Raw genomic sequence first — 21,672 nt, forward strand, 5'->3', positions numbered from 1 at the left:
CCCGATGAGCGACACTGAAGCCGGGCCGCGCGACGTCGTCCTCCTGGGGTCCACCGGATCGATCGGCACCCAGGCGCTCGACGTCATCTCCTCCCATCCGACGCGCCTGCGGGTCGCGGCCCTGGCCGCGGGGGGCGGGAACATCGGGCTCCTCGCGCGTCAGTGCGTCGACCACCGCGTCCCCGTCGTCGCCGTGGCGGCCCCCGTCGCGGACGAGCTCCTCGAGGCGATCCGCGCACTCGCCCCGCAGCTTCCCCCGCCGACTCTCCTCGTCGGCCCGGACGCCGCCGCTGAGGCGGCGCGCCTGGCCCCGGGGGGCGTCGTCCTCAACGGGATCACCGGCGGGGTCGGCCTCGAGCCGACGCTCGCCGCCCTCGAAACGGGCGCGACCCTGGCACTGGCGAATAAGGAGTCGCTCGTCGTCGGCGGCCACCTCGTCGCCAAGGCCCTGCGCCGCCCCGGCCAGATCGTCCCCGTGGACTCCGAGCACTCGGCGATCGCCCAGGCCCTCGCCTCGGGGGTCCACGAGAAGGGCCTGACGTCGCCGGTGGTCACCGGGCGCTCGGAGGTCGCCGCCCTCGTCCTGACGGCGTCGGGGGGCCCGTTCCGAGGGCGCACCCGGGCCGATCTGGCCGACGTGACCCCCGAGCAGGCGCTCGCCCACCCGACGTGGGCGATGGGCCCGGTCGTCACGATCAACTCCTCGACCCTTGTCAACAAGGGGCTCGAGCTCATCGAGGCGCATCTCCTCTTCGACGTCGCGCCCGAGCGCATCGTCACGACCGTCCACCCGCAGTCGATCGTCCACTCGATGGTCACGTGGGTCGACGGGGCGACGACGCTCCAGGCGTCCCCGCCGGACATGAGGCTGCCGATCGCGCTCGGGTTGACGTGGCCCGAGCGCCTCGACGGCGTTGAGGACCCGTTGAGCTGGGATGCCCCGCAGTCGTGGACCTTCGAGCCGGTCGACGACGAGACTTTCGGAGCCGTCGAGCTGGCCCGCCGGGCCGTCGCCGAGTCGCCGACCCACCCGACGGTGTACAACGCGGCGAACGAGGTCCTCGTCGAGGCCTTCGTCGCCGGGCGGCTCGACTGGCTCGGGATCGTCGACTGCCTGTTCGAGGTGGTGGAGTCTCATGAGGGCGTCACCGACCCGGATCTGGGGGCGATCCTCGACGTCCAGGAGTGGGCGCGGGCGCGGGCCGCCGAGGCGGCGGCGCGTAGGGGGCGCTGATGGGAGCCCTGTGGGGGGTCGTCGTCATCGTCGTCGGCCTGCTGGTCTCGGTGGGCCTGCACGAGGTGGGGCACATGATCCCCGCGAAGCGCTTCGGCGCGCTCGTGCCCGAGTACTCGGTCGGGTTCGGACCGGCGCTGGCGAGTCGGCGCGTCGGCCGGACCCGTTACGTCCTCCGGGCGATCCTCCTGGGCGGGTACGTGCGGATCCTCGGGATGTACGGTCCGGCCCGTCCGGGGACGCGGACGACGACCCGCGGGGGCCGTCCGACGCTGGCGGAGGAGGCGAGGCTCGCGTGCGCCGAGGAGCTGCCGGCGGGCGCCGAGCACCGGGCTTTTTATCGGCTCTCCGCCGGGCGCAAGGTCGTCGTCATGGCGGCGGGGCCGGTGATGAACCTCCTGATCTGCGTGGTTCTGACGGCGACGACGATCCTGGGGATCGGCGTGCCGGCGGCGTCGCTGACGGTCGACGAGGTCGCCGCCGAGGTGTCCGCGCGGCCCGGGCCGGCTGCTGCTGCCGGGGTCGAGGCCGGCGACGAGATCGTCTCGTGGAACGGCGAGCCGGTGGCCGATTGGGCGTCCTTCCAGGAGGCCGTGGCCTCGTCGGGCGCCGGGCCGTCCGTTCTCGTCGTGGACCGGCGGGGGGAGCGCCTCTCCTTCGACGTGACCCCGGTCGACACGGGGCGGGGGAGCCTTATCGGGGTGACCTCGAGGAGCGTCTACGCCCCCGGCTCGGTCGGCGATGTCGCCCGGGCGACGTGGGGGATGTTCACGGGGACGGCGGCGGTTGTCGTGCGCCTGCCGATGGCGGTGTGGGACGTCGTCGAGTCCCTTGCGACCGGGGCGCCGCGGGATCCGTCGGGAGTGGTCTCCGTCGTCGGGGTCGGACGCCTGGCCGGCGAGGTCACGGCGGGGGAGTCGGGGCTCGGCGCGGGCGACGCCCGTCAGAGGGCGGCGCTGCTCCTGTCGCTGCTGGCCTCTCTCAACATGGCGCTGTTCGTCTTCAACCTGATCCCCTTGCCGCCGCTGGACGGCGGGCACATCGCTGGGGCCCTCTACGAGGCGGCGAGGCGCTCGTGGGCACGCGTGCGGGGCCGGCCCGATCCGGGGCACGCGGACACTGCTCGACTGGTGCCGTTGACGTGGGCGGTCGGCGGACTGCTCATGGCGATGAGCGCGCTGCTGATCGTCGCCGACATCGTCAAGCCGATCAGCCTGGGATAAGGCCGCGGAAGCGGCGCGGGAGCGGGCCGGGCCCGGAGGACGATCCTCCGGGCCCGGCGCCGTCGACGGCTCTGCTCACCAGCGGTCGTGGACGTGCGCGCGGATCCTCCGGTCGTAGAGGTCGGCGAGGGCCGCCTCGAAGTCATCGGACAGGGGCGGCAGCGCGGCGGCCGCGGCGTTGGCGGCGGCCTGCTCGAGGTTGCGGGCGCCGGGGATGACGGTGGTGACGCCGTCGAGCTGAGTGATCCACTTGAGGGCGATCTGGGCGGGAGCGGCCCCTTCGGGGCCGAATTCCGCGCACAGGCGCGTGAACTCGGCGGCGGCGTCGACGCCGACCTCGTAGGGCACGCCCGAGAAGGTCTCGCCGATGTCGAAGGCGGAGCCGTCGCGGTTGTACGTCCGGTGGTCGCAGGCGGCGAAGGACGTGTCGCGGGTGTAGCGGCCCGACAGGAGACCGGAGGCCAGGGGGACGCGGACGATGATGCCGACTCCGCGGTCGATGGCGGCGGGGAGGACCTCTTCGAGGGGCTTGCGGCGGAAGAGGTTGATGATGATCTGGATCGTCGAGGCGCCGCGCTCCATGGCCAGGAGCGCCTGCTCGCAGGTCTCCACGGAGGCCCCGTAGTGGCGGATCCGCCCCTCGTCGACCATCCGATCGAGGGCGTCCCACGTGGCCGGGTCGGCGAGGACCTCGGTCGGGGGGCAGTGGAGCTGAACGAGGTCGAGGGTGTCGACGCCGAGGTTCTCCCGGGAGCGGTCGTTCCAGGCCAGGAATGCCTCCTCGGTGTAGTTCTCGGGGCGTTGCTCGACGCGACGTCCCATCTTCGTGGCGACGAAGGGGCGCTCGGCTTCGTCGAGCGCGTTGACGAAGGAGCCGATGAAGCGCTCGGAGCGCCCGTCGCCGTACACGTCCGCCGTGTCGACGAAGGTGACGCCGGAGTCGACGCATCCGCGCAGGAGGGCGTGGGCGTCCTCGATGGGGACGTCGCCCCAGTCGGTGCCGAATTGCCAGGTGCCGACGCCGATGACCGATGCCCGGGCTCCGGTGCGGCCGAGTGCTCGCTGCTCCATGATGACCTCTTCGCCAGGATTAATGGATTCATCTCAATTCTACGGGCGCGGGGGTACTCTTGCTCACCGCACGGGGAATGCGATGGGCGGGAGGGGAGCGGCATGCGCAGCGGGGAGGGCATGGGACGGCGGATCTGGTGGCACGCGAACCCGATGACGGCGGTCGGTGCGCTCACGGCCTCGCGCGATCCCGAGCGGCACAGGCTGCGACGGGTCATCGGGTGGCTCGACGAGGTGCAGCGGCTCGGCTGCGACGGGCTCCAGCTCGGCCCGGTCTTCGAGTCCTCCTCCCACGGCTACGACACCCTCGATCACTTCCGCGTGGATCCGCGACTGGGCGACGAATCCGATCTCATCGACCTCATCGACGAGGCCCACCGGCGGGGGATCGCGGTCATGCTCGACGGCGTCTTCAACCACGTCTCCCGCGGTCATCGACTCGTCGCCGACTACGAGGAGCGGGGGGAGGCCGCGCCGGCCGCGGCCCTCCTCGACAGACGCCCCGGCTGGGACGGGCGCCTCCATCTCGAGGTGTTCGAGGGGCATGACGATCTCGTCCAGCTCGACCACCGATCGGCGGCGACCCGGGATCTCGTCGTGTCGATCATGGACTACTGGTGCGACCGAGGGGCAGACGCCTTCCGCTTGGACGCGGCCTACGCGGTCGATTCGGCGGCATGGTCGCAGATCATCGGCCGCGTGCGCCGATCGCACCCCGATCTCTTCGTCCTCGGCGAGGTGATCCACGGGGACTACGCGGCGATCGTCGCCGCCTCGGGCTTCGACTCCGTCACCGAGTACGAGCTGCGCCAGGCGGTGTGGCACTCGATCGCCGACCGCAACCTCTTCGAACTCGACTGGACGATCGGCCGCCACGCCCGCCTCCTCGAATCCTTCCTGCCGGCGACGTTCATCTCCAATCACGACGTCACGCGGATCGCCACTGCCGTCGGCCCGGCGGGGGCCCGGGCGGCCGCGGTCGTCCTCATGTCGCTGCCGGGGATGCCGGTGGTCTACCACGGCGACGAGTACGCCCTCGAAGGGCTCAAGGAGGAGAGGCCGGGCGGGGACGACGCGATCCGGCCCGAACTGCCCGCCGACCTGTCCGAATTGGGCAGGGCCGATGGCGCGGCCCGGATGCGGGCCCTGTACGGGCGGACGATCGAGGTGCGCCGCTCCCTCCCGTGGCTGACGACGGCGACGGCGACGGCCCTCGAGGTGGCCAACGAGATGGCCTCGTGGGAGCTCGCCGGATCCCGCGAGCACGAGCGGGCGCGCCTCGACGTCGGCACCGACGGCGGGGGGTGGGCGCGGCTCGTCGACGGCTCCGGCGTCCTCATCGACTCCCGCTCGGGCGCCGAGTGTGATGAATGATGCGGGCCGGTCGTCCAGCCCGCGGGGACGGGGCGCGCGGGCTGGGAGATAATGAGGCCGTGACTGACATCGCTCTGGGCATGCCCTCCGTCAGGGAAGAGCCCTTTCCTCGCAAGAAGACCCGGCGGATCATGGTCGGGAGCGTTCCCGTGGGCGGGGGGTCGAGGGTCTCGGTCCAGTCCATGACGACGACGAAGACCCATGACATCGGTGCGACCCTTCAGCAGATCGCGGAGCTGACGGCCGCCGGCTGCGACATCATCCGGGTGGCCTGCCCGACGGATAAGGACGCCGAGGCCCTGCCGATCATCGTCAGGCAGTCGCGGATCCCGGTCATCGCCGACATCCATTTCAACCCGAAGTACGTGTTCCAGGCGATCGAGGCCGGCTGCGGGGCCGTGCGCGTCAACCCGGGGAACATCCGCAAATTCGACGACCAGGTCGCGCAGATCTGCCGGGCCGCCTCCGACGCCGGGACCTCGCTGCGCATCGGCGTCAACGCGGGCTCCCTCGACCCCCGGCTCCTCAAGAAGCACGGCAGGGCCACCCCCGAGGCCCTCGTCGAGTCGGCTGTGTGGGAGGCGGGGCTCTTCGAGGAGAACGACTTCCACGACTTCAAGATCTCCGTCAAGCATCACGACGTCCTGACGATGGTGCAGGCGTATCGGATGCTGTCGGAGCAGGGGGACTGGCCCCTCCACCTGGGGGTGACGGAGGCCGGTCCGGCCTTCCAGGGGACCATCAAGTCGGTCTCCGCGTTCAGCGTCCTTTTGGCGGAGGGCATCGGCGACACGATCCGGGTGTCCCTGTCGGCCCCTCCCGTCGAGGAGGTTAAGGTCGGCACGAAGCTCCTGGAGTTCATGGGGCTGCGCGACCGGACCCTGGAGATTGTCTCGTGCCCGTCGTGCGGGCGCGCCCAGGTCGACGTGTGGACGCTCGCCGAGAATGTCACCGAGGGCCTCAAGGACGTGACGGTCCCCCTGCGAGTGGCCGTCATGGGGTGCGTCGTCAACGGCCCGGGGGAGGCCCGGGAGGCCGATCTCGGTGTCGCCTCGGGCAACGGCAAGGGGCAGATCTTCATCCGCGGGGAGGTCGTCGAGACGGTCCGGGAGGAGCAGATCGTCGAGACGCTGATCCGCCACGCGAACGCCCTCGCCGAGGAGATGGGCCTCGAGCCCGGTTCCGGCAGCGTCGAGGTCACCCCGGCCGTCTGACCGCCCGGTGAAGCCAGCAGTCCGAACGCTCAGTGAAGAAGGAGCCGCATCATGCGCCGTCGTTCCCTCATCGCCCTGACCGCCGCCGCGGCCTGCGGCGTCGCCGCCTCCGGGTTCCCCCGGCGCCTGGGGCTGACCAGTTCTCAGGCGTCCGTGTCCCTGCCGGGGGATCTGCTGATCCCGGACGCCGACGTCGTCGTCGACCGGGGGATCGAGATCGCGGCCCCCGTTGAGGACGTGTGGGCGGTCCTCGAGTCCGCTTTCGAGGGGGGCGATCAGGAGATCGCCCGAGAGGAGTCCGACTACCTCCTCATGCGCGCGCCCGCCCCCGGGAACGCGCGCGCCGATGAGGATGAGGACGAGCAGGGGACGTGCGTCGTCGCCCTCGTGCCGATCACCTCGGGCCGCACGCTCGTCCATCTGCGCGAGCGCCATCGCAGCGGGGGCGACCGGCTGGCGCTGTGGGCCGGCGTGCTCGCCGAGTCGGTCTCGACGATGCTCATGCTCCGCGACATCCGCGCGGCCGTCCTCGCATCGGCCTGATCGCCGGTCGGGTCGATCCGGGGGCGATCGGGTAGGCTCGACGTGCGCGCCGACGAGGGCGCGCGTCGCGTCCGTCCGAGGGGGGATGGCCAATGGGCCAGTGGGGTGGGGTCGTCATGCTCGAACTGACCGGCCTGGGCATCCTCTGCGCCTGGGCGTGGCTGTGGGCGGGGCCGACCCCTCGGACCCGTCGCATCGCCATCGAGCGCCTCTACCCCCAATCCCCCCGTGCGGCGGCCCCGGCGATCCAGCAGATCGTGTGGCCGCTGATCCCGTTGGTCGGCGTCGCGTGGCTGGTCGTCGGGCTCCTCGTGGCCCGCATCGTCCAGGGACGCGACTGCCTCGTCGAGACCTCCCTGGTCGTCGCCTGCTTCGGGCTCGTCGCCGCCTGCGCCCTGTGGACGGCGATCGCCGGGCCCCTGCCGTCCTGGTGCTATCCCGGGTGGAGGGCCGAGCGGCACTACCTGACCCACCCCGAGCTCGTCGACCGCGAGCTCGGCGCACGGGCCGCCGCCCGGTTCCTGCGCCTGCACCGCCTCGCGCCCTCGGCCTGAGGGCGCGGCTGGCACGGGGTTCGTGCGGTGAACTACGCTGGACGGCGTGCTGAGAAACCTATCGTCCTACTTCCTGCGCACGCTGCGCGAAGACCCCGCCGACGCCGAGGTCGACTCCCATAAGCTCCTGGTCCGCGCCGGGTACATCCGGCGCACGGCCCCCGGCATCTACACGTGGCTGCCGCTCGGCCTGCGCGTCCTGCGCAAGGTCGAGGACGTGGTCCGCGAGGAGATGGATCGGATGGGGGCCCAGGAGGTCCACTTCCCCGGGCTGATCCCCGCCGACCCGTACAAGGCGACGAACCGGTGGGACGAGTACGGGCCGACGCTGTTCAAGCTCCAGGACCGCAAGGGCGGCGACTACCTCCTGGCGCCCACCCACGAGGAGATGTTCACCCTCCTCGTCAAGGACATGTACTCGTCGTACAAGGACCTGCCGCTGACGCTCTACCAGGTGCAGACCAAGTACCGCGACGAGGCCCGTCCGCGCGCGGGCCTGATCCGGGGCCGGGATTTCGTCATGAAGGACGCGTACAGCTTCGACGTGTCCGATGAGGGCCTGGACGCGTCCTATCAGGCCGAGCGGGACACCTACGAGAGGATCTTCCAGCGCCTGGGACTCGACTACGTCATCGTCTCCGCCATGTCGGGGGCCATGGGCGGGTCGCGCTCGGAGGAGTTCCTCCACCCCAGCCCGATCGGCGAGGACACGTTCGTCCGGTCCCCCGGGGGCTACGCGGCCAACGCCGAAGCCGTGACGACGCCCGCGCCGGATCCCCTCGATGCGTCGGGCGTGGGGCCCAAGCGCGTCGTCCCCACCCCCGACTGCCCGACGATCGACACCCTCGTCGACCTCCTCAACGCCGAGTACCCGCGCGAGGACCGCCCGTGGACGGCCGCCGACACCCTGAAGAACGTCGTCGTCGTCCTCACCCACCCGGACGGGGCGCGCGAACTGCTCGTCGTCGGCGTGCCCGGCGACCGCGAGATCGACATGAAGCGCCTGGAGGCCTCCGTCGCCCCCGCCGAGGTCGAGATGGCCCAGGACGAGGACTTCTCTTCCCACCCTGAGCTGGTCCGCGGATACATCGGCCCGGAGGCCATCGGGCCGAATTCGCCGTTGCGCGCCGTCGGGGAGGACGGAGAGCCGACCGGCTCGGTCCGCTACCTCGTCGATCCCCGCATCGTCGAGGGTACGTGCTGGGTGACGGGCGCGAACATCGATCGCCACCACGTCCTCGACCTCGTTATGGGCCGCGATTTCTCAGCCGATGGCACCATCGAGGCCGCCGAGGTCCGAGAGGGAGATCTGGCGCCCGATGGGTCCGGCCCCCTCCACCTGGAGCGCGGCATCGAGGTGGGGCACATCTTCCAGCTCGGCCGCAAGTACGCGCAGGCCCTGGGCCTGACGGTCCTCGATGAGAACGGGAAGTCCCGGGTCGTGACGATGGGCTCCTACGGAATCGGAGTGTCGCGCGTCATGGCGGCCCTGGCGGAGGCCAACCACGATGAGCGTGGCCTGGCCTGGCCGGCGGGCATCGCCCCCTTCGACGTCCACATCCTGGCGACGGGCAAGGGCGACGAGGTCTTCGACGCCGCTCGGGGACTGGCCGAGGACTTGGACGGGTCGGGGCTGGACGTGCTCTTCGACGATCGGCGCAAGGTCAGCGCCGGCGTGAAGTTCGCCGACAGCGAACTCGTCGGCATTCCGCTGTCCCTCGTCGTCGGGCGCTCCCTGGCCGACGGCCTCGTCGAGATCCGCGTGCGCGCGACGGGGGAGAGGACCGAGATCCCGGTCGCCGAGGCCGCCGACGCGATCCGGGAATTGCACGAACAGCTGCTCGAGAAGGGGGAGTGACGTGGCGATCCGCGATATCCGCATCATCGGAGACCCGATCCTGCGCACCCCGTGCGACCCGATCGTCGACATCGACGCGAGGGTCAAGGCCCTCGTCGAGGACCTTCTCGAGGGCGTCGACATGGAGGGCCGGGCGGGCCTGGCCGCCAACCAGATCGGCGTGGGATTGCGGGCCTTCTCCTACAACATCGACGGGGAGATCGGCTACGTCCTCAACCCGAGGATCGTCGAGAAGTCCACGGACGAGTACCAGGACGGCGATGAGGGGTGCCTGTCCGTGCCGAACCTGTGGTACCCGACGGAGCGCTCGTGGTACGCGCGCGTCGAGGGCATCGACCTGGACGGCAAGAAGGTCGTGCTCGAGGGCGAGGAGCTCATGGCCCGGTGCCTCCAGCACGAGTGCGACCACCTCGACGGGATGATCTACATCGACCGGCTCGATCGAGCGACTCGCAAGAGGGCCCTGCGCGATATCCGCAACTCCTCCTTCTAGGACGACTCGTTCCTCCCGCCCCGCCCGTCGGCTCCTGGAGTCGGCGGGCGAGGTGCTCTAAGATGAAAACAACACCGTGTGTCATGTGACGGGGTTGTTGAGGGCGTAGGGGAAGACGATCCTCATCGAACAACCGGAGGTCACCATGAGAGGGACGTACACCCGCGGTGTGCTTTTCGTGCACTCGACGCCGCCCGCTCTGTGCCCGCATATCGAATGGGCCGTGGGCACCGCCCTCGGCCAGGAGGTCCATCTCCAGTGGACGGATCAGGGCGCGGCCGCGGGAATGGTCCGGTGCGAATTCGCGTGGGTCGGGCCAACGGACTCCGGCGCCCGCCTCGCCTCCGCCCTGCGCGGCTGGGAGCACCTGCGCTACGAGGTCACCGAGGAGGCGACCGCGTCGACCGACGGCGGCCGCTGGTCCCACACCCCCTCGCTGGGGATCTTCCACTCCCAGATGGACACCGTGGGCAACGTCGTCGTCCCCGAGGACCGCATCCGCGCCGCCCTCGAGACCTCCGGCACCCTCGAGGAGCTGCGCGAGCGCCTCGACCTGGCGCTCGGCCAGGCCTGGGACGACGAGCTCGAGCCCTTCCGCCACGCCGGAGCCGGGGCCCCCGTCCGCTGGCTCAACAACCGGGTCGGCTGATCCGATGGGGACCATCGCCGATCTCCTCGGCTACTCACTGACCCCCTCCGACCCCGAAGCCGAGGCATCCGGCCTCGCCCCGGCGTCGGGCGAGGGGGCGGCGGCCCGTGCCGATGGGGCCCGCGAGGCCGCGATGGCGGCGGTCCTCGCCGAGGTCGACCTCGATCCGCAGGAGGCCCGCGCCGACCTCGACCTCGTCGCCGACCTCGACCTCGTCGCCGACCTCGACCTGGACGCCCTCGGCCTCTACTCCATCGTCGCGCGCGTCGAACGCGAGACGAAGACCTCCTTCGCCGACGACCTCGTCGCCTCGTGGCGGACCCTCGGCGATCTCCTCGACGCCGCCGAAGGGCGTGGACTGGATGCGAGCGGGCGGAACGCCGGCATGGGGGACGAAGATGAGGCATGATCGTCACTGGGACGTTGGACCCAGAACATATCCGCGTGCGATCAACGAAGGGCAGGCTCAATGACGACGGCGACCCGCACCGAGGAGGACCTCCTCGGCTCACGATCCGTCCCCCTCGAGGCCTACTGGGGCATCCACACCCTCAGGGCCATCGAGAACTACTCGATCTCGGGAGCCACCATCGGGGAGGAGACCGAGCTCATCCGAGGGATGGTCCTCGTCAAGAAGGCGTCCGCCCTGGCCAACCGGGCCCACGGCATCCTCGACCCCGACATCGCCGACGCCATCGTCTGGGCGTGCGACGAGATCCTCGAGCAGGGGCGATGCCTCGACCAGTTCCCCATCGACGTCTACCAGGGGGGCGCGGGCACGAGCGTCAACATGAACACCAACGAGGTCGTCACCAACCTCGCACTCGAGCACCTCGGATACGCCAAGGGCCGCTACGACGTCGTCCACCCCAACGACCACGTCAACAAGTCCCAGTCGACGAACGACGCCTACCCGACCGGCTTCCGCCTGGGCGTCTACGCCAACGTCGAGGCGATGATCCGAGAGCTCGAGCGGCTCATCGACGCACTGTCCGCGAAGGGCAGCCAGTTCAAGGACGTCTTGAAGATGGGGCGCACCCAGCTTCAGGACGCCGTCCCCATGAGCCTGGGGCAGGAATTCGAGGCATTCTCCGTCCTCTTGGACGAGGAGGTCCCCAGGCTCCGCAACAACGCGGCCCTCCTCCTCGAGGTCAATCTCGGGGCCACCGCCATCGGGACCGGACTCAACACCCCCGAGGGCTACCAGACGACCGTCGTCGACGAACTCGCACGGATCACCGGACTGCCGATCCGCGGGGCCGACAACCTCCTCGAGGCGACGAGCGACACCGGCGCCTACGTGTCGATGCACGCGGCCATCAAGCGCAGCGCCGTCAAGCTCTCGAAGATCTGCAACGACCTCAGGCTCCTGTCGTCGGGGCCCCGGGCCGGCCTCGGCGAGATCCGACTGCCCGAACGGGCCGCGGGGTCGTCGATCATGCCCGCCAAGGTCAACCCCGTCATTCCCGAGGTCGTCAATCAGGTGTGCTTCAAGGTCATCGGCAACGACGTCGCCCTGACCTTCGCCGCCGAGGCCGGCCAACTCCAGCTCAACGTCATGGAGCCCGTCATCGGTCAGAGCCTCTTCGAGTCGATGCGGCTCCTGACCAACGCGATGAGGACCCTGCGCGAATTGTGCATCATCGGCATCGAGGCCAATGAGGAGGTGTGCCGAGCCAACGTCCTCAACTCCATCGGCATCGTCACCTACCTCAACGAGGTCATCGGTCACGCGAACGGGGACGCGGTCGGTCGCGAGTGCGCGCGTAGCGGCCGCAACGTCCGCGAGGTCGTCCTCGAGATGGGGCTCCTCGACGAGGCCGCTCTCGACGACCTGCTCTCGGTGGACAATCTCCTGCGCCCCAAGTACCGCGACATCCGCTTCTACTCCGGCTCCGACCCCGACGTCCTCGAGGCCGAGCGGGACGGATGACCGACCGGCGGGGCGACCGGGCCGGCCCGCCCGTCGAACGAGTCCCGTCCCGGTAGAATCACCGGGACGAAAGGACGGCGCGTGGCCAAGCTCTACTACCGCTACGGGGCGATGAACTCCGGCAAGTCCACGGCCCTCCTGCAGGCCGCCTTCAACTACGAGGAGCGCGGGCAGCAGGTCCTCCTCGCCAAGCCCCTCGTCGACACCAAGGGCGATTCGCGGATCGTCTCGCGCTTGGGGGTCTCGCGCGAGGTCGACATCCTCGTCGCCCGCGGCACCGACCTCGTCGCCGTGCTCGACGAGAGGATCGCGGCCGACCGGGCGCGCGGCGCAGACCCCGTGGCCTGTCTCCTCGTCGACGAGGCGCAGTTCCTCTCCCCGGCCCAGGTCGACGACCTCCTGTGCATCGCGGTCGAGCGCTCCGTCCCGGTCCTCGCCTACGGGATCCGCACGGACTTCCAGACCCACTCCTTCCCCGGCTCGCGCCGGCTCCTGGAGATCGCCCACTCCCTGGAGGAGCTCAAGACGATCTGCCGGTGCGGGCGCAAGGCGATGTTCAACGGGCGCAAGGCGGGCGACGACTTCGTCTTCGACGGGGCGCAGGTCGCCATCGACGGCGTCGAGGTCACCTACGAGTCGATGTGCCCGGCGTGCTACTTGCGGGCCGGGGGGCGCCTGCCCTACCGGGAGGAGCGCGCGGGCTGGGACGGGGCCGGCGCGCCCTCGTCCTGATCCTGCGCTCGGCCTCCCCGGAGGGGCCCGCAGGGGCCTCATCGACTCCAGCGCGACCGCCCTCGATCGGATGCGAACCGCCCTCCCGGGGATCGGGAGGGCGGTGCTCGCGAGCGGCGGATCAGTGGGCGGCGGTGTATCCGGCCGCGTCGATCGCCGTGTTGAACAGGTCGTAGCGCTCGATCGCCTGGGAGACGACCGACGGGTCGATCTCGCCGCGGTCGGCCAGGGCCTTGAGGGCCCGGACGACGAGCGACTCGGCGTCGATGCGGAAGAAGCGGCGCGCGGCCCGACGGGTGTCGGAGATGCCGAACCCGTCGGCCCCCAGGACGTGGTAGTCGCCGGGGATCCACTGGCGCACGAGGTCCTGCGTCAGCTTGTCGTAGTCCGAGGTCGCGATGAACGGGCCCTCGCACCCCTCGAGCTTGGCGGTCAGGTAGGCCCGGCGCGGCTCCTGGGTCGGGTGGAGGAAGTTGTGCTCGTCGGCCTCCAGGCCGTCGCGGCGCAGCTCGTTCCACGAGGTGACCGACCAGACCGCCGCGTCGACGCCCCAGTCGTCGGCGAGCATCCGCTTGGCCTCGCGGGCCCAGCGCACGCCGACGCCGGAGGCCAGGAGCTGGACCTTCCGCCCCGAGCCCGAATGGCCCTCGATGCGGTAGATGCCCTTGAGGAGGCCCTCGACGTCCAGATCCTCGGGCTCGGCCGGCTGCTGGATCGGCTCGTTGTAGACCGTCAGGTAGTACATGACGTTGGGGTCGCGCCCATCGGGGTCGCCGTACATGCGGGCCAGGCCGTCCTCCATGATGTGGCGGACCTCGTAGGCGTAGGCCGGGTCGTAGATGACGAAGGCCCGGTTCGTCGAGGCCAGGACGGGGGAGTTGCCGTCCATGTGCTGGAGGCCCTCGCCGGCCAGGGTCGTGCGGCCGGCGGTGGCGCCGATGACGAAACCGCGGGTCAGCTGGTCGGCGGCCGCCCAGAACTGGTCGCCGGTGCGCTGGAAGCCGAACATCGAGTAGAAGATGTAGATCGGCACCATCGGCAGGTCGTGGGTCGCGTAGGCGGTGCCGACGACCTGGAAGGCGGCGGCCGAGCCGGCCTCGGTGATGCCCGTGTGGAGGACCTGGCCCTGCTCGGACTCCTTGTAGGAGAGCATGAGGTCGGCGTCGACGGCCGTGTAGTTCTGGCCGTGCGTGTTGAAGATCTTCGACGACGGGAAGATCGCGTCGAGGCCGAAGGTGCGGGCCTCGTCGGGGATGATCGGCACGAAGTAGCGGCCGACCTCCTTGTCCTTGAAGAGGTCCTTGAGGAGGCGGACGAGGGCCATCGTCGTCGCGACCTCCAGCGGGCCCGACCCCTTGGACAGGCCCTCGAAGGGCTTGGAGGGCAGGGCGGGCAGGCGCGGGTCGCGCTCGTCGCGGCGCTCGGGCACCCAACCGCCGAGCTTCTCGCGCCGCTCCTTCATGTACTGCAGCGCCGGATGGTCCTGGGGCGGCATGTAGTAGGGGGGCATGTACGGGTCGCGCTCGAGCTCCTCGTCGGTGATGGGGATCTGGAGGCGATCGCGCAGCTGCTTGGCGTCCTCGAGGGTGAGCTTCTTCATCTGGTGCGTCGAGTTGCGACCGGCGAAGTGGGTGCCCAGGGCGTATCCCTTGATGGTGTGGGCGAGGATGACGGTCGGCTGGCCGGTGTGCTCCATCGCGGCCTTGTAGGCGGCGTAGACCTTGCGGTAGTCGTGGCCGCCGCGCTGGAGCGACCAGATCTGCTCGTCCGTCCAGTTCTCGACCATCGCCTTGGTCCGGGGGTCGCGGCCGAAGAAGTGCTCGCGCACGTAGGCGCCGTCGTTGGCCTTGAAGGTCTGGTAGTCGCCGTCGAGGGTCTCGTTCATCAGGTGGACGAGCGCGTCGTCCTTGTCGGCGGCGAGGAGCTGGTCCCAGCCGCGCCCCCAGATCACCTTGATGACGTTCCATCCGGCGCCCTTGAAGAAGGCCTCGAGCTCCTGGATGATCTTGCCGTTGCCGCGCACGGGGCCGTCGAGGCGCTGAAGGTTGCAGTTGATGACGAAGGTCAGGTTGTCCAGGCCCTGCTGGGCGGCGAGCTGGAGCATGCCGCGCGACTCGGGCTCGTCCATCTCGCCGTCGCCGATGAACGCCCACGTGTGCTGCTGGGAGGTGTCCTTGAGGCCGCGCAGGTGGAGATAGCGGTCGAACCACGCCTGGTAGATCGCCTCGGCGGGGCCCAGCCCCAGCGAGACCGTCGGGTACTCCCAGAACTCCGGCATCTGACGGGGGTGGGGATAGGAGGGGATGCCGTGCTCGGTCGAGGCCTGCTGGCGGAACCCGTCCATCTGCTCCTCGGACAGGCGCCCTTCGAGGAAGGCGCGCGCGTAGGGGCCGGGGGAGGCGTGCCCCTGGAAGAACACGTGATCTCCGCCGCCGGGGTGGTCCTTGCCGCGGAAGAAGTGGTTGAGGCCGACCTCGTAGAGGGTGGCGACCGAGGCGTAGGAGGAGATGTGGCCGCCGACCTTGACGCCGGGGCGCTGGGCGCGGGTGACCTGGACCGCGGCGTTCCACCGGATCCACCGGCGGTACTGGCGCTCCATAGCCTCGTCGCCGGGGAAGTAGGGCTCCTGATCGACGGGGATCGTGTTGACGTAGGGGGTCGTGTACTCCTGCGGGAGCTGGACGCCGTTGCGACGGGCCTCGTCGAGCATGTGGAGGAGGATGTAGCGGGCTCGGGGCCCGCCCTTCTCGCTGATGAGGCCCGAAAGGGACTCGACCCACTCCTCGGTCTCCTGCGGGTCGTTGTCGGGCACCTGGCTGAGCAGGCCGTTGACGACGGGGTGGTTCTCGCTCGATTGGCTCACGGCTTCCCTCTGTCTCTTGTGCCGTGCCTGTGCACGGCCTCGTGCTATCGGGACCATTGTCCCTCGCCTGGGGCGCTCGTGCGAGCCTATTTAGGACCACGGGCCCATGATTCGCGCCTCATTTGCGCCACGGGTGGGCGACGGGAGCCAGCCGGGCCGCACGCGGCGAGGCGGGACGAGGGCGGAGGGTGTGGCCGGGGCTCGTGCGGGCCGTTGAATCGGCGGCGCCGGTCGGGCGTGACGTAGGATGAACGGGTGAAGTACGCATCAGCGCGCCGAGCGCTCTCGCCGAAGGGTGGTTGTTGATCGTGGCGGTGAGCCTCGGATTCAAACCGGGACAGGTCGTTCAAGAGTTCTACGTCGACGACGACGCGGATCAGGGCCTGCGCGCCCTCGTGGAAGAGGAGACCGCGCACTCCCTCGTCGACGAGGACTACGGGGACGTCGTCGACGGCGCGATCGTCTGGTGGCGCAGCGAGGACGCCGAGGACGAGGACCTCGCCGATCTCCTCGTCGACGCCCTGTCGAATCTCGACGACGGGGGCCTGATCTGGGTCCTGATCCCCAAGCCGGGCAGGCCGGGAGCCATACCCGTTGCCGATGTCGAGGACGCGGCGAAGGTCGCTGGACTGCATTCGACGTCGGCGGCCTCGGTCGGCGCCGACTGGGCGGGGATCCGTCTGACGGCGCGACCCCGCGCACGCTGATCCTCCCTCCGGCGCGCCCGTGGCGCACGCGGCCTGCGGATTGGGCCGGGTGCGCATTGTCGGCGCCCGTCCTAGACTGATCCGGCGCCCTCGGGCGCTGGGGCCTGTAGCTCAGCTGGTCAGAGCGCTGCGTTTACACCGCAGATGTCGTCGGTTCGAATCCGGCCGGGCCCACCCTCCTCTCTTCCTCGGGGCGCTCGTGCTCCTGCCGCCGGGCCGCCACGAGCCGGCGGTACCCGAACGATCCGAGCGTTTTGCGGGCTCGCGTCGCAGCCGCCATCCGAGGGGCCCCACCGGCACGCCCTAGGACAGCAGGGGGCTCCTCCCGGCGCTCGCCTCCAGTCGCGCAGCGATGAGGCGCCGGTCCTCGTCGCCGGCGCGGTCGCGGATCCACTGAGCGGATCGCCCCGAATCGGAGTAGATCTCCTGGCGCGCAGGATTGCGGCGCAGCACGACGATCCGATGCGCGTGCCGGGCGAGAACCCACAGGTTGACGGCCAGCGCGGCCGCCGAGAGCCCGAGCATCGCCCACGGGTTGTGGGAGCTGCGGTGGGCGAACATCGAATCGTGCATGAAGTGCGGGAAGGTCAGTACGACGGCGGACCAGAGCGTCAACGTGTACGCGCGGTACTGGATCCACGCGCCTTGGCCGCACCGCAGGAACGCGGGGATCGTGCACGAGGCCAGGAGGACGACGCCGGAGTACCACGCCCGGTCGGCCAGGCAGTTGTAGACGTAGGCGAGGTTCCACAGGTCGTAGGCGATGATCCAGCCGACGGTCAGGTCGGGCCAGATGACCGCCCGCTCCTTGCCCTTCGAGACGAAGATGCCGACCCATCCGGAGATCGCCAGGAGGTTCGCGATACCGGCGACGCCGTTGAGGATGTTCCACGGACCGCCCCAGGTGACCATCCCCTGGGTCGGGTCGACGCCGTGGATGCCGTAGCACTGGAAGTCCCGGATCACCGCTTCGATGATGTTGACGGCGAGGATCGCCGGGGGAATCGCGAGGTACCAGCGCAGTCGGCGTAGCCGCGGGAACGCCTGGAGGGCCACGAGACTCAACGAGCCGATGAGGGCCGAGTACTGCTTGACGATCGGGAACCAGCCGGCCGAGGCCGTGCCCGCCGTCGAATACGGCCACCAGAAGAGGGTCAGGAGCACCGGGACGACGATGAAGACGGTCAGGGCGACCGGCATCGAGCGTTGAGCGAGCCACGCCGTCCCCGCGAGCGCGGCGATGACGACGACCGCCATCGCGTAATCCCACCACTGCCCGACCTCGAAGAAGACGAGGGTCGGATAATCCGGGGGAACGATGCCGCTCATCTACTCCTCCTTGCCCCAACCCGGCAGGTACGTGCGCTCGGTCTTCTGACGGATCTGCTCCTCCCAGGAGAATTCGGGCTCGGTCCATCCGGTGAAGTAGTCGGCGTCGACCTCCTCGGCCCAGGGGGTTCCGGGGCCGGTCGGCGGCCACGCCGGGTCGTCGGTGACCGGGGGGCGGATCTCGGCGACCGCGGGGGAGCGCCGCCCGTAACGGAACCACTGGGTGTAGGTGTCGTCGAACAGGGGAGTGCCGTCGTATCGGCCCGCGGGCGTGCCCGTCGGGATCAGCCCTCCGCCGAGCGCCTTGCGCATGAAGCGGCCGGTGAGCTGCTGCTTCTTGCGGAATTCGAGGACCCTCTTGACGTAGATGTTCTGCAGGTTTGTCATGCATCCGCCGATGAGCTCGATGTTGACCCAGTTGAGCGCCGTCATGGCCGCCGAAGCCGGTTCGTATCCGATGCGCCAGTGGTTGATCAAACGCGTCCTGCCCCCGTTGAGCGGCACCATGTAGAAGCACCAGGCGGCGGCGAAATGGCGCATCCCGGGGAACCGGAAGGCGTAGGAGCCCGGAGCCATCGGCGGGTTCTTCGTGTCGACCCATTGGACGAGGTACTTGCCCGGAACGATATCGGCCCATTCCATCGACATCCCGTGGAAGTCGAAGGCGGCGATATCGCCGGGCATCATCGAGTCCGGTTGTTGGAATTCCTCTTGGATTTCGTAGGAGTTGAAGAAGGGGAGCCGGGCGAAGACTCGCTCGAGGAATTCTGAGGAGAACGACCCGCTCTTATCGGCGCCGATCTGTTTGAAAAGTCTCCAGACGGCGTATGCCGGGGCGTCGATGGTGGTGGCGTAGGTCGAGGAATACCCGTTAGCGTAATTCGCGTCGATGAGGTCGTCGCCCGGATAGCGCCAGGCCGCCTCCTCAGGCGTCGCCTTGCCGGTGAACTGGCTGAAGGCCAACATTCCGCCGAAAACTGCCGCCCCGAGGGCGCCGAGCGCGATCACCGGTCCTCGGTTCATCGATCTCATGGATCGTCTCCTTCGTCGTCGCAGATGAGTGATGAGAAATTGATTAAAACTGTGAAGAGCCGGGGTGATGAATTTTGATCCTTGAATGATTCGGCGCCTTCCGAATAGGGCATCAACCCTGCCGATGCGCATTAAAGTACTCCATCAGGACGGGCGACGAGCGATTTTGAGGAGGAGAAATGAGCACGCTGTTCCTATGGGAGATCGGAACCCCGAAGGTCTATCTGCTGTGGCTCGTCGTGCTCCTGGCCCAGATGGCGGTCGCGGAGATCAACCGGCGATGGAATTGGACGATCTTCGCGGTCTGGACGGCCGGGGGGATCCTCCTCATGCCCTACGCCTGGATCCACGGGACCCCGATGGTCGGCTGGTTCCCCTTCGGCAAGTACGCGATCATGATCCTCACCGCGACGATGACGGGGAGCGTCCTCGTCTACGCCAAGCGCAATCCCGTCAAGGCGCACACCTACGCGATCTGGCTGGGCGCGGCCCTGTGGCTGGGACTGGCCGTCAACATCATGGAGGCCAATGTCCGCGACCTGACGATCTGGGCGAACGCCGACGTCTACTACGAGTGCGGCGCCGATTGGCGATGCCTCAAGTCCGTCAACGACGCTCATACGATCGACATGATCGCCGGGCTCCCCGAGGCCCGGGGAGTCTCAGCGCCGATCCACTCGCAGGAGTGGTACGAGGCCGTGGCCGCCGCCCTCCGTGAGCGCCGCATCGGTATCGACCCCGCGACCGGGTTCCGGACGATCGGCGGGTATTGGAACCTCATGTCCGCCGCCGCGGGCCTGCTCAACATCGTCACCATCACGGGGCTGGGCAAGATCATCGCGACGTCGCCGGGCAAGCAGAGGGTGCGGGGGCTGATCTGGGTCGATATGGTCTGGCCCTGGGTGATCGCCTACGACCTGTGGAACCACGCGTTCCTCTACAACTCCCTAGCCGACTACACGTGGTACTGCACGCTCGCCCTCCTCCTGGCGTGCACGATCCCGGCGTTCACCTGGGCCAAGGGTCAGTGGATCTGGTTCCGGTGCTTCACGCTGGTCTTCTGGATCTCGATGAACACCCTGCTGCCCGAGCTCCTCGTCCCGCCGAACTCGACGTTCAACTTCGCGACGATGGACCCGCGTGCCAACATCGTCTGCTCCGGCCTGGCCCTCGCGGCCAATGCGGCCCTCTTCGCCTACTGGCTCGCGAAGATCCTGCGGCATCGCCGCAATCCTCTGACCGGGGTGCTCTACCCCGAGCTCGGCGAGTTCCGGGCGATCGTGCGCGAGCACTGCGACGACCGCGACAAGTACTTCCTCGTCGACCGGATCCGGGAGACGCCGGCCGACCTCGGGTTCGATCCGGATTCCCCGGAGCCCCCGGCCGACGGGTACGCCTCGTGGATGCCGTGGTGGCGCGGGCGGGATCGGCGCTACCCCAAGCCCCGGGTGCCGATGCGGCGCGGATGACGGACGTTCCCGACTCGCCCTGCCCTCCCGGCGGGACGGGCCGGGCGGGTCATTCCTCGCCGGCGACGAGGCGGCCCGACGAGTGGGCGCCGAGGCGCTCGAGGGCGAGGCGGCCGACCATCTGCTGGTTCGTCGTCGTGCGCTGGGAGCGCACGCCGGAGATGAAGCTGAAGAACCAGTGGACGAGCGTGCCGATCTGCGACTTGAAGCCGACGATGTACAGCAGGTGGAGGAAGCACCAGGCGATCCACGCGGGCAGTCCCGTCAGGCGGAACCGGCCCATCGAGACGACCGCCTTGAAACGGGCGATCGTCGCCATCGAGCCCTTGTCCCGGTAGGAGAACGCCCGGTCGGAGCAGTCGCGTCCGGCGAGGCGGTCCTTGATGATCGAGGCGGCGAAGGACGCGGACTGGATCGCCCCCTGGGCGACGCCGGGAACCCCGGGCACGCTCATCATGTCGCCGAGGACGAAGATCTCCGGATGGCCGGGGACGGTCAGGTCGGGGCCGACGACGACGCGCCCGGCGCGGTCGATCTCGACGCCCGTGCGCTCGGCGAGGACGCGGCCCAGCTCGCAGGCCTGGACTCCGGCCGCCCAGACCTTGCACGTCGACTCGATGACCTCGGTGGAGCCGTCGGCGAACCTCAGGGTGACGGTCGAGGCGTCGAGGTCGGTGACGAGGGCGTTCATCCGGATCTCGACCCCGAGCCTGTCGAGTTCGCGCCGGGTCTTGTCCCCGAGCCGCTCGCCGAAGACGGGCAGGGGGCGGTCGGCCCCGTCGACGAGGACGACGCGGGCGCGGGTCGGGTCGATCCTGCGGAACTCCCCCTTGAGGGTCTTCGAGGCGAGCTCGCGGATCTGGCCGGCCATCTCGACGCCCGTCGGCCCGGCGCCGACGACGACGAAGGTCAGCAGGCGCTCGACCTCGGCCTCGTCCTCGGCGATCTCGGCGGCCTCGAAGGCCCCGAAGATGCGGGCGCGCAGTTCGAGGGCGTCGTCGATGGTCTTCATGCCGGGGGCGAAGACGGCGAAGTGGGGGTTGCCGAAGTAGGACTGCCCCGCTCCGGCGGCGACGATCAGCGTGTCGTACCCGGTGGTGTGGGACTCGTTGTGGTTGCGCCAGCGGACCTCGCGGGCCTCGACGTCGATGTCCTCGACGAGGGCCTGCAGGACGGTGATGTTGCGGTGGCGCTTGAGGATCTCGCGAGTCGTCGGCGCGATGTCCCCCTCGGAGAGGATCCCGGTGGCGACCTGGTAGAGGAGGGGTTGGAAGAGGTGGTGGCTCGTGCGCGCCAGGAGCGTGATGTCGGCGTCCTGCCCCGCCAGTTGCCGTGCGGCCCGCAGCCCTGCGAACCCCGAGCCGATGATGACGATGCGATGGCGGGACATGATT

At 69.6% G+C, this 21,672-nt stretch carries 19 protein-coding genes and 1 tRNA gene; 15 read left to right on the forward strand and 5 right to left on the reverse strand.

Annotated elements, in window-relative coordinates; all coding sequences use genetic code 11:
* The first annotated feature begins 4 nt into the window (after positions 1 to 4).
* Together dxr and M3T53_RS04460 are read left to right on the forward strand one after the other, a co-directional pair.
* The gene (dxr, locus tag M3T53_RS04455; RefSeq protein ID WP_272433249.1) at positions 5 to 1,234 is read left to right on the forward strand and encodes a 1-deoxy-D-xylulose-5-phosphate reductoisomerase; all 1,230 of its coding nucleotides are present in this window, start codon (positions 5 to 7) and stop codon (positions 1,232 to 1,234) included.
* Entirely contained in the window at positions 1,234 to 2,457 is a 1,224-nt protein-coding gene (locus M3T53_RS04460) for a M50 family metallopeptidase (protein ID WP_272433250.1), read from the forward strand. The genes dxr and M3T53_RS04460 overlap by 1 nt, the downstream gene beginning before the upstream one ends.
* Positions 2,458 to 2,532: 75 nt before the next feature.
* On the opposite strand, the gene M3T53_RS04465 is transcribed toward M3T53_RS04460, so the two are convergent.
* Complete coding sequence (locus M3T53_RS04465) at positions 2,533 to 3,528, reverse strand: aldo/keto reductase (RefSeq protein WP_272433251.1); 996 nt, start codon at positions 3,526 to 3,528, stop codon at positions 2,533 to 2,535.
* A gap of 102 nt (positions 3,529 to 3,630) precedes the next feature.
* Here M3T53_RS04465 and M3T53_RS04470 point away from each other — a divergent pair, with 102 nt between their 5' ends.
* From M3T53_RS04470 to M3T53_RS04515, 10 genes are all read left to right on the forward strand, one after another.
* The gene (locus tag M3T53_RS04470; RefSeq protein WP_272433252.1) at positions 3,631 to 4,902 is read left to right on the forward strand and encodes an alpha-amylase family glycosyl hydrolase; all 1,272 of its coding nucleotides are present in this window, start codon (positions 3,631 to 3,633) and stop codon (positions 4,900 to 4,902) included.
* Positions 4,903 to 4,982: 80 nt separating this feature from the next.
* Positions 4,983 to 6,116, forward strand: a complete 1,134-nt coding sequence (ispG, locus tag M3T53_RS04475) for a flavodoxin-dependent (E)-4-hydroxy-3-methylbut-2-enyl-diphosphate synthase (RefSeq protein ID WP_272433311.1) — start codon at positions 4,983 to 4,985, stop codon at positions 6,114 to 6,116.
* A 51-nt stretch (positions 6,117 to 6,167) separates the two neighbouring features.
* Positions 6,168 to 6,659 carry a hypothetical protein gene (locus M3T53_RS04480; RefSeq protein WP_272433253.1) on the forward strand — a complete coding sequence of 164 codons (492 nt, stop codon included), beginning with the start codon at positions 6,168 to 6,170 and terminating at the stop codon, positions 6,657 to 6,659.
* Positions 6,660 to 6,751: 92 nt separating this feature from the next.
* Positions 6,752 to 7,213 carry a hypothetical protein gene (locus tag M3T53_RS04485; protein ID WP_272433254.1) on the forward strand — a complete coding sequence of 154 codons (462 nt, stop codon included), beginning with the start codon at positions 6,752 to 6,754 and terminating at the stop codon, positions 7,211 to 7,213.
* Positions 7,214 to 7,259: 46 nt separating this feature from the next.
* Positions 7,260 to 9,071 carry a proline--tRNA ligase gene (locus M3T53_RS04490; RefSeq protein WP_272433255.1) on the forward strand — a complete coding sequence of 604 codons (1,812 nt, stop codon included), beginning with the start codon at positions 7,260 to 7,262 and terminating at the stop codon, positions 9,069 to 9,071.
* A 1-nt stretch (position 9,072) separates the two neighbouring features.
* Positions 9,073 to 9,564, forward strand: coding sequence for a peptide deformylase (gene def / locus M3T53_RS04495; RefSeq protein WP_272433256.1), 492 nt, complete (start codon positions 9,073 to 9,075; stop codon positions 9,562 to 9,564).
* 145 nt (positions 9,565 to 9,709) lie between these two features.
* Complete coding sequence (locus M3T53_RS04500; RefSeq protein ID WP_272433257.1) at positions 9,710 to 10,213, forward strand: DUF3145 domain-containing protein; 504 nt, start codon at positions 9,710 to 9,712, stop codon at positions 10,211 to 10,213.
* Between the two features lie 4 nt (positions 10,214 to 10,217).
* Complete coding sequence (locus M3T53_RS04505; protein ID WP_272433258.1) at positions 10,218 to 10,622, forward strand: phosphopantetheine-binding protein; 405 nt, start codon at positions 10,218 to 10,220, stop codon at positions 10,620 to 10,622.
* Between the two features lie 60 nt (positions 10,623 to 10,682).
* Positions 10,683 to 12,146 carry an aspartate ammonia-lyase gene (aspA, locus tag M3T53_RS04510; protein ID WP_272433259.1) on the forward strand — a complete coding sequence of 488 codons (1,464 nt, stop codon included), beginning with the start codon at positions 10,683 to 10,685 and terminating at the stop codon, positions 12,144 to 12,146.
* Positions 12,147 to 12,227: 81 nt separating this feature from the next.
* A complete protein-coding gene (locus M3T53_RS04515) occupies positions 12,228 to 12,878 on the forward strand; it encodes a thymidine kinase (protein ID WP_272433260.1) in 651 nt (216 codons plus the stop codon).
* 121 nt (positions 12,879 to 12,999) lie between these two features.
* On the opposite strand, the gene aceE is transcribed toward M3T53_RS04515, so the two are convergent.
* Positions 13,000 to 15,741, reverse strand: coding sequence for a pyruvate dehydrogenase (acetyl-transferring), homodimeric type (gene aceE / locus M3T53_RS04520; protein WP_272433262.1), 2,742 nt, complete (start codon positions 15,739 to 15,741; stop codon positions 13,000 to 13,002).
* 308 nt (positions 15,742 to 16,049) lie between these two features.
* On the opposite strand from aceE, the gene M3T53_RS04525 reads away from it, so the two are divergent.
* Positions 16,050 to 16,448 (forward strand): DUF3052 domain-containing protein, encoded by a 399-nt coding sequence (locus tag M3T53_RS04525; RefSeq protein WP_272433263.1) that lies wholly within the window; start codon positions 16,050 to 16,052, stop codon positions 16,446 to 16,448.
* A 100-nt stretch (positions 16,449 to 16,548) separates the two neighbouring features.
* Positions 16,549 to 16,622, forward strand: a tRNA-Val gene (locus M3T53_RS04530).
* A 129-nt stretch (positions 16,623 to 16,751) separates the two neighbouring features.
* Here the strand turns inward: M3T53_RS04530 and M3T53_RS04535 are convergent.
* The gene (locus M3T53_RS04535; RefSeq protein ID WP_272433264.1) at positions 16,752 to 17,777 is read right to left on the reverse strand and encodes a DUF5692 family protein; all 1,026 of its coding nucleotides are present in this window, start codon (positions 17,775 to 17,777) and stop codon (positions 16,752 to 16,754) included.
* Positions 17,778 to 18,800 carry a hypothetical protein gene (locus M3T53_RS04540; RefSeq protein WP_272433312.1) on the reverse strand — a complete coding sequence of 341 codons (1,023 nt, stop codon included), beginning with the start codon at positions 18,798 to 18,800 and terminating at the stop codon, positions 17,778 to 17,780.
* A gap of 188 nt (positions 18,801 to 18,988) precedes the next feature.
* Here M3T53_RS04540 and M3T53_RS04545 point away from each other — a divergent pair, with 188 nt between their 5' ends.
* Positions 18,989 to 20,278: a DUF5692 family protein gene (locus M3T53_RS04545; protein WP_272433265.1), complete on the forward strand. Its 1,290-nt coding sequence runs from the start codon at positions 18,989 to 18,991 to the stop codon at positions 20,276 to 20,278.
* Positions 20,279 to 20,327: 49 nt separating this feature from the next.
* Here M3T53_RS04545 and M3T53_RS04550 read toward each other — a convergent pair whose 3' ends face one another.
* The gene (locus tag M3T53_RS04550) at positions 20,328 to 21,668 is read right to left on the reverse strand and encodes an NAD(P)/FAD-dependent oxidoreductase (protein WP_272433266.1); all 1,341 of its coding nucleotides are present in this window, start codon (positions 21,666 to 21,668) and stop codon (positions 20,328 to 20,330) included.
* Positions 21,669 to 21,672: the final 4 nt, after the last annotated feature.

The organism is Actinomyces sp. B33 (assembly GCF_028437565.1).
In the GTDB taxonomy this organism is placed as follows: domain Bacteria; phylum Actinomycetota; class Actinomycetes; order Actinomycetales; family Actinomycetaceae; genus Pauljensenia.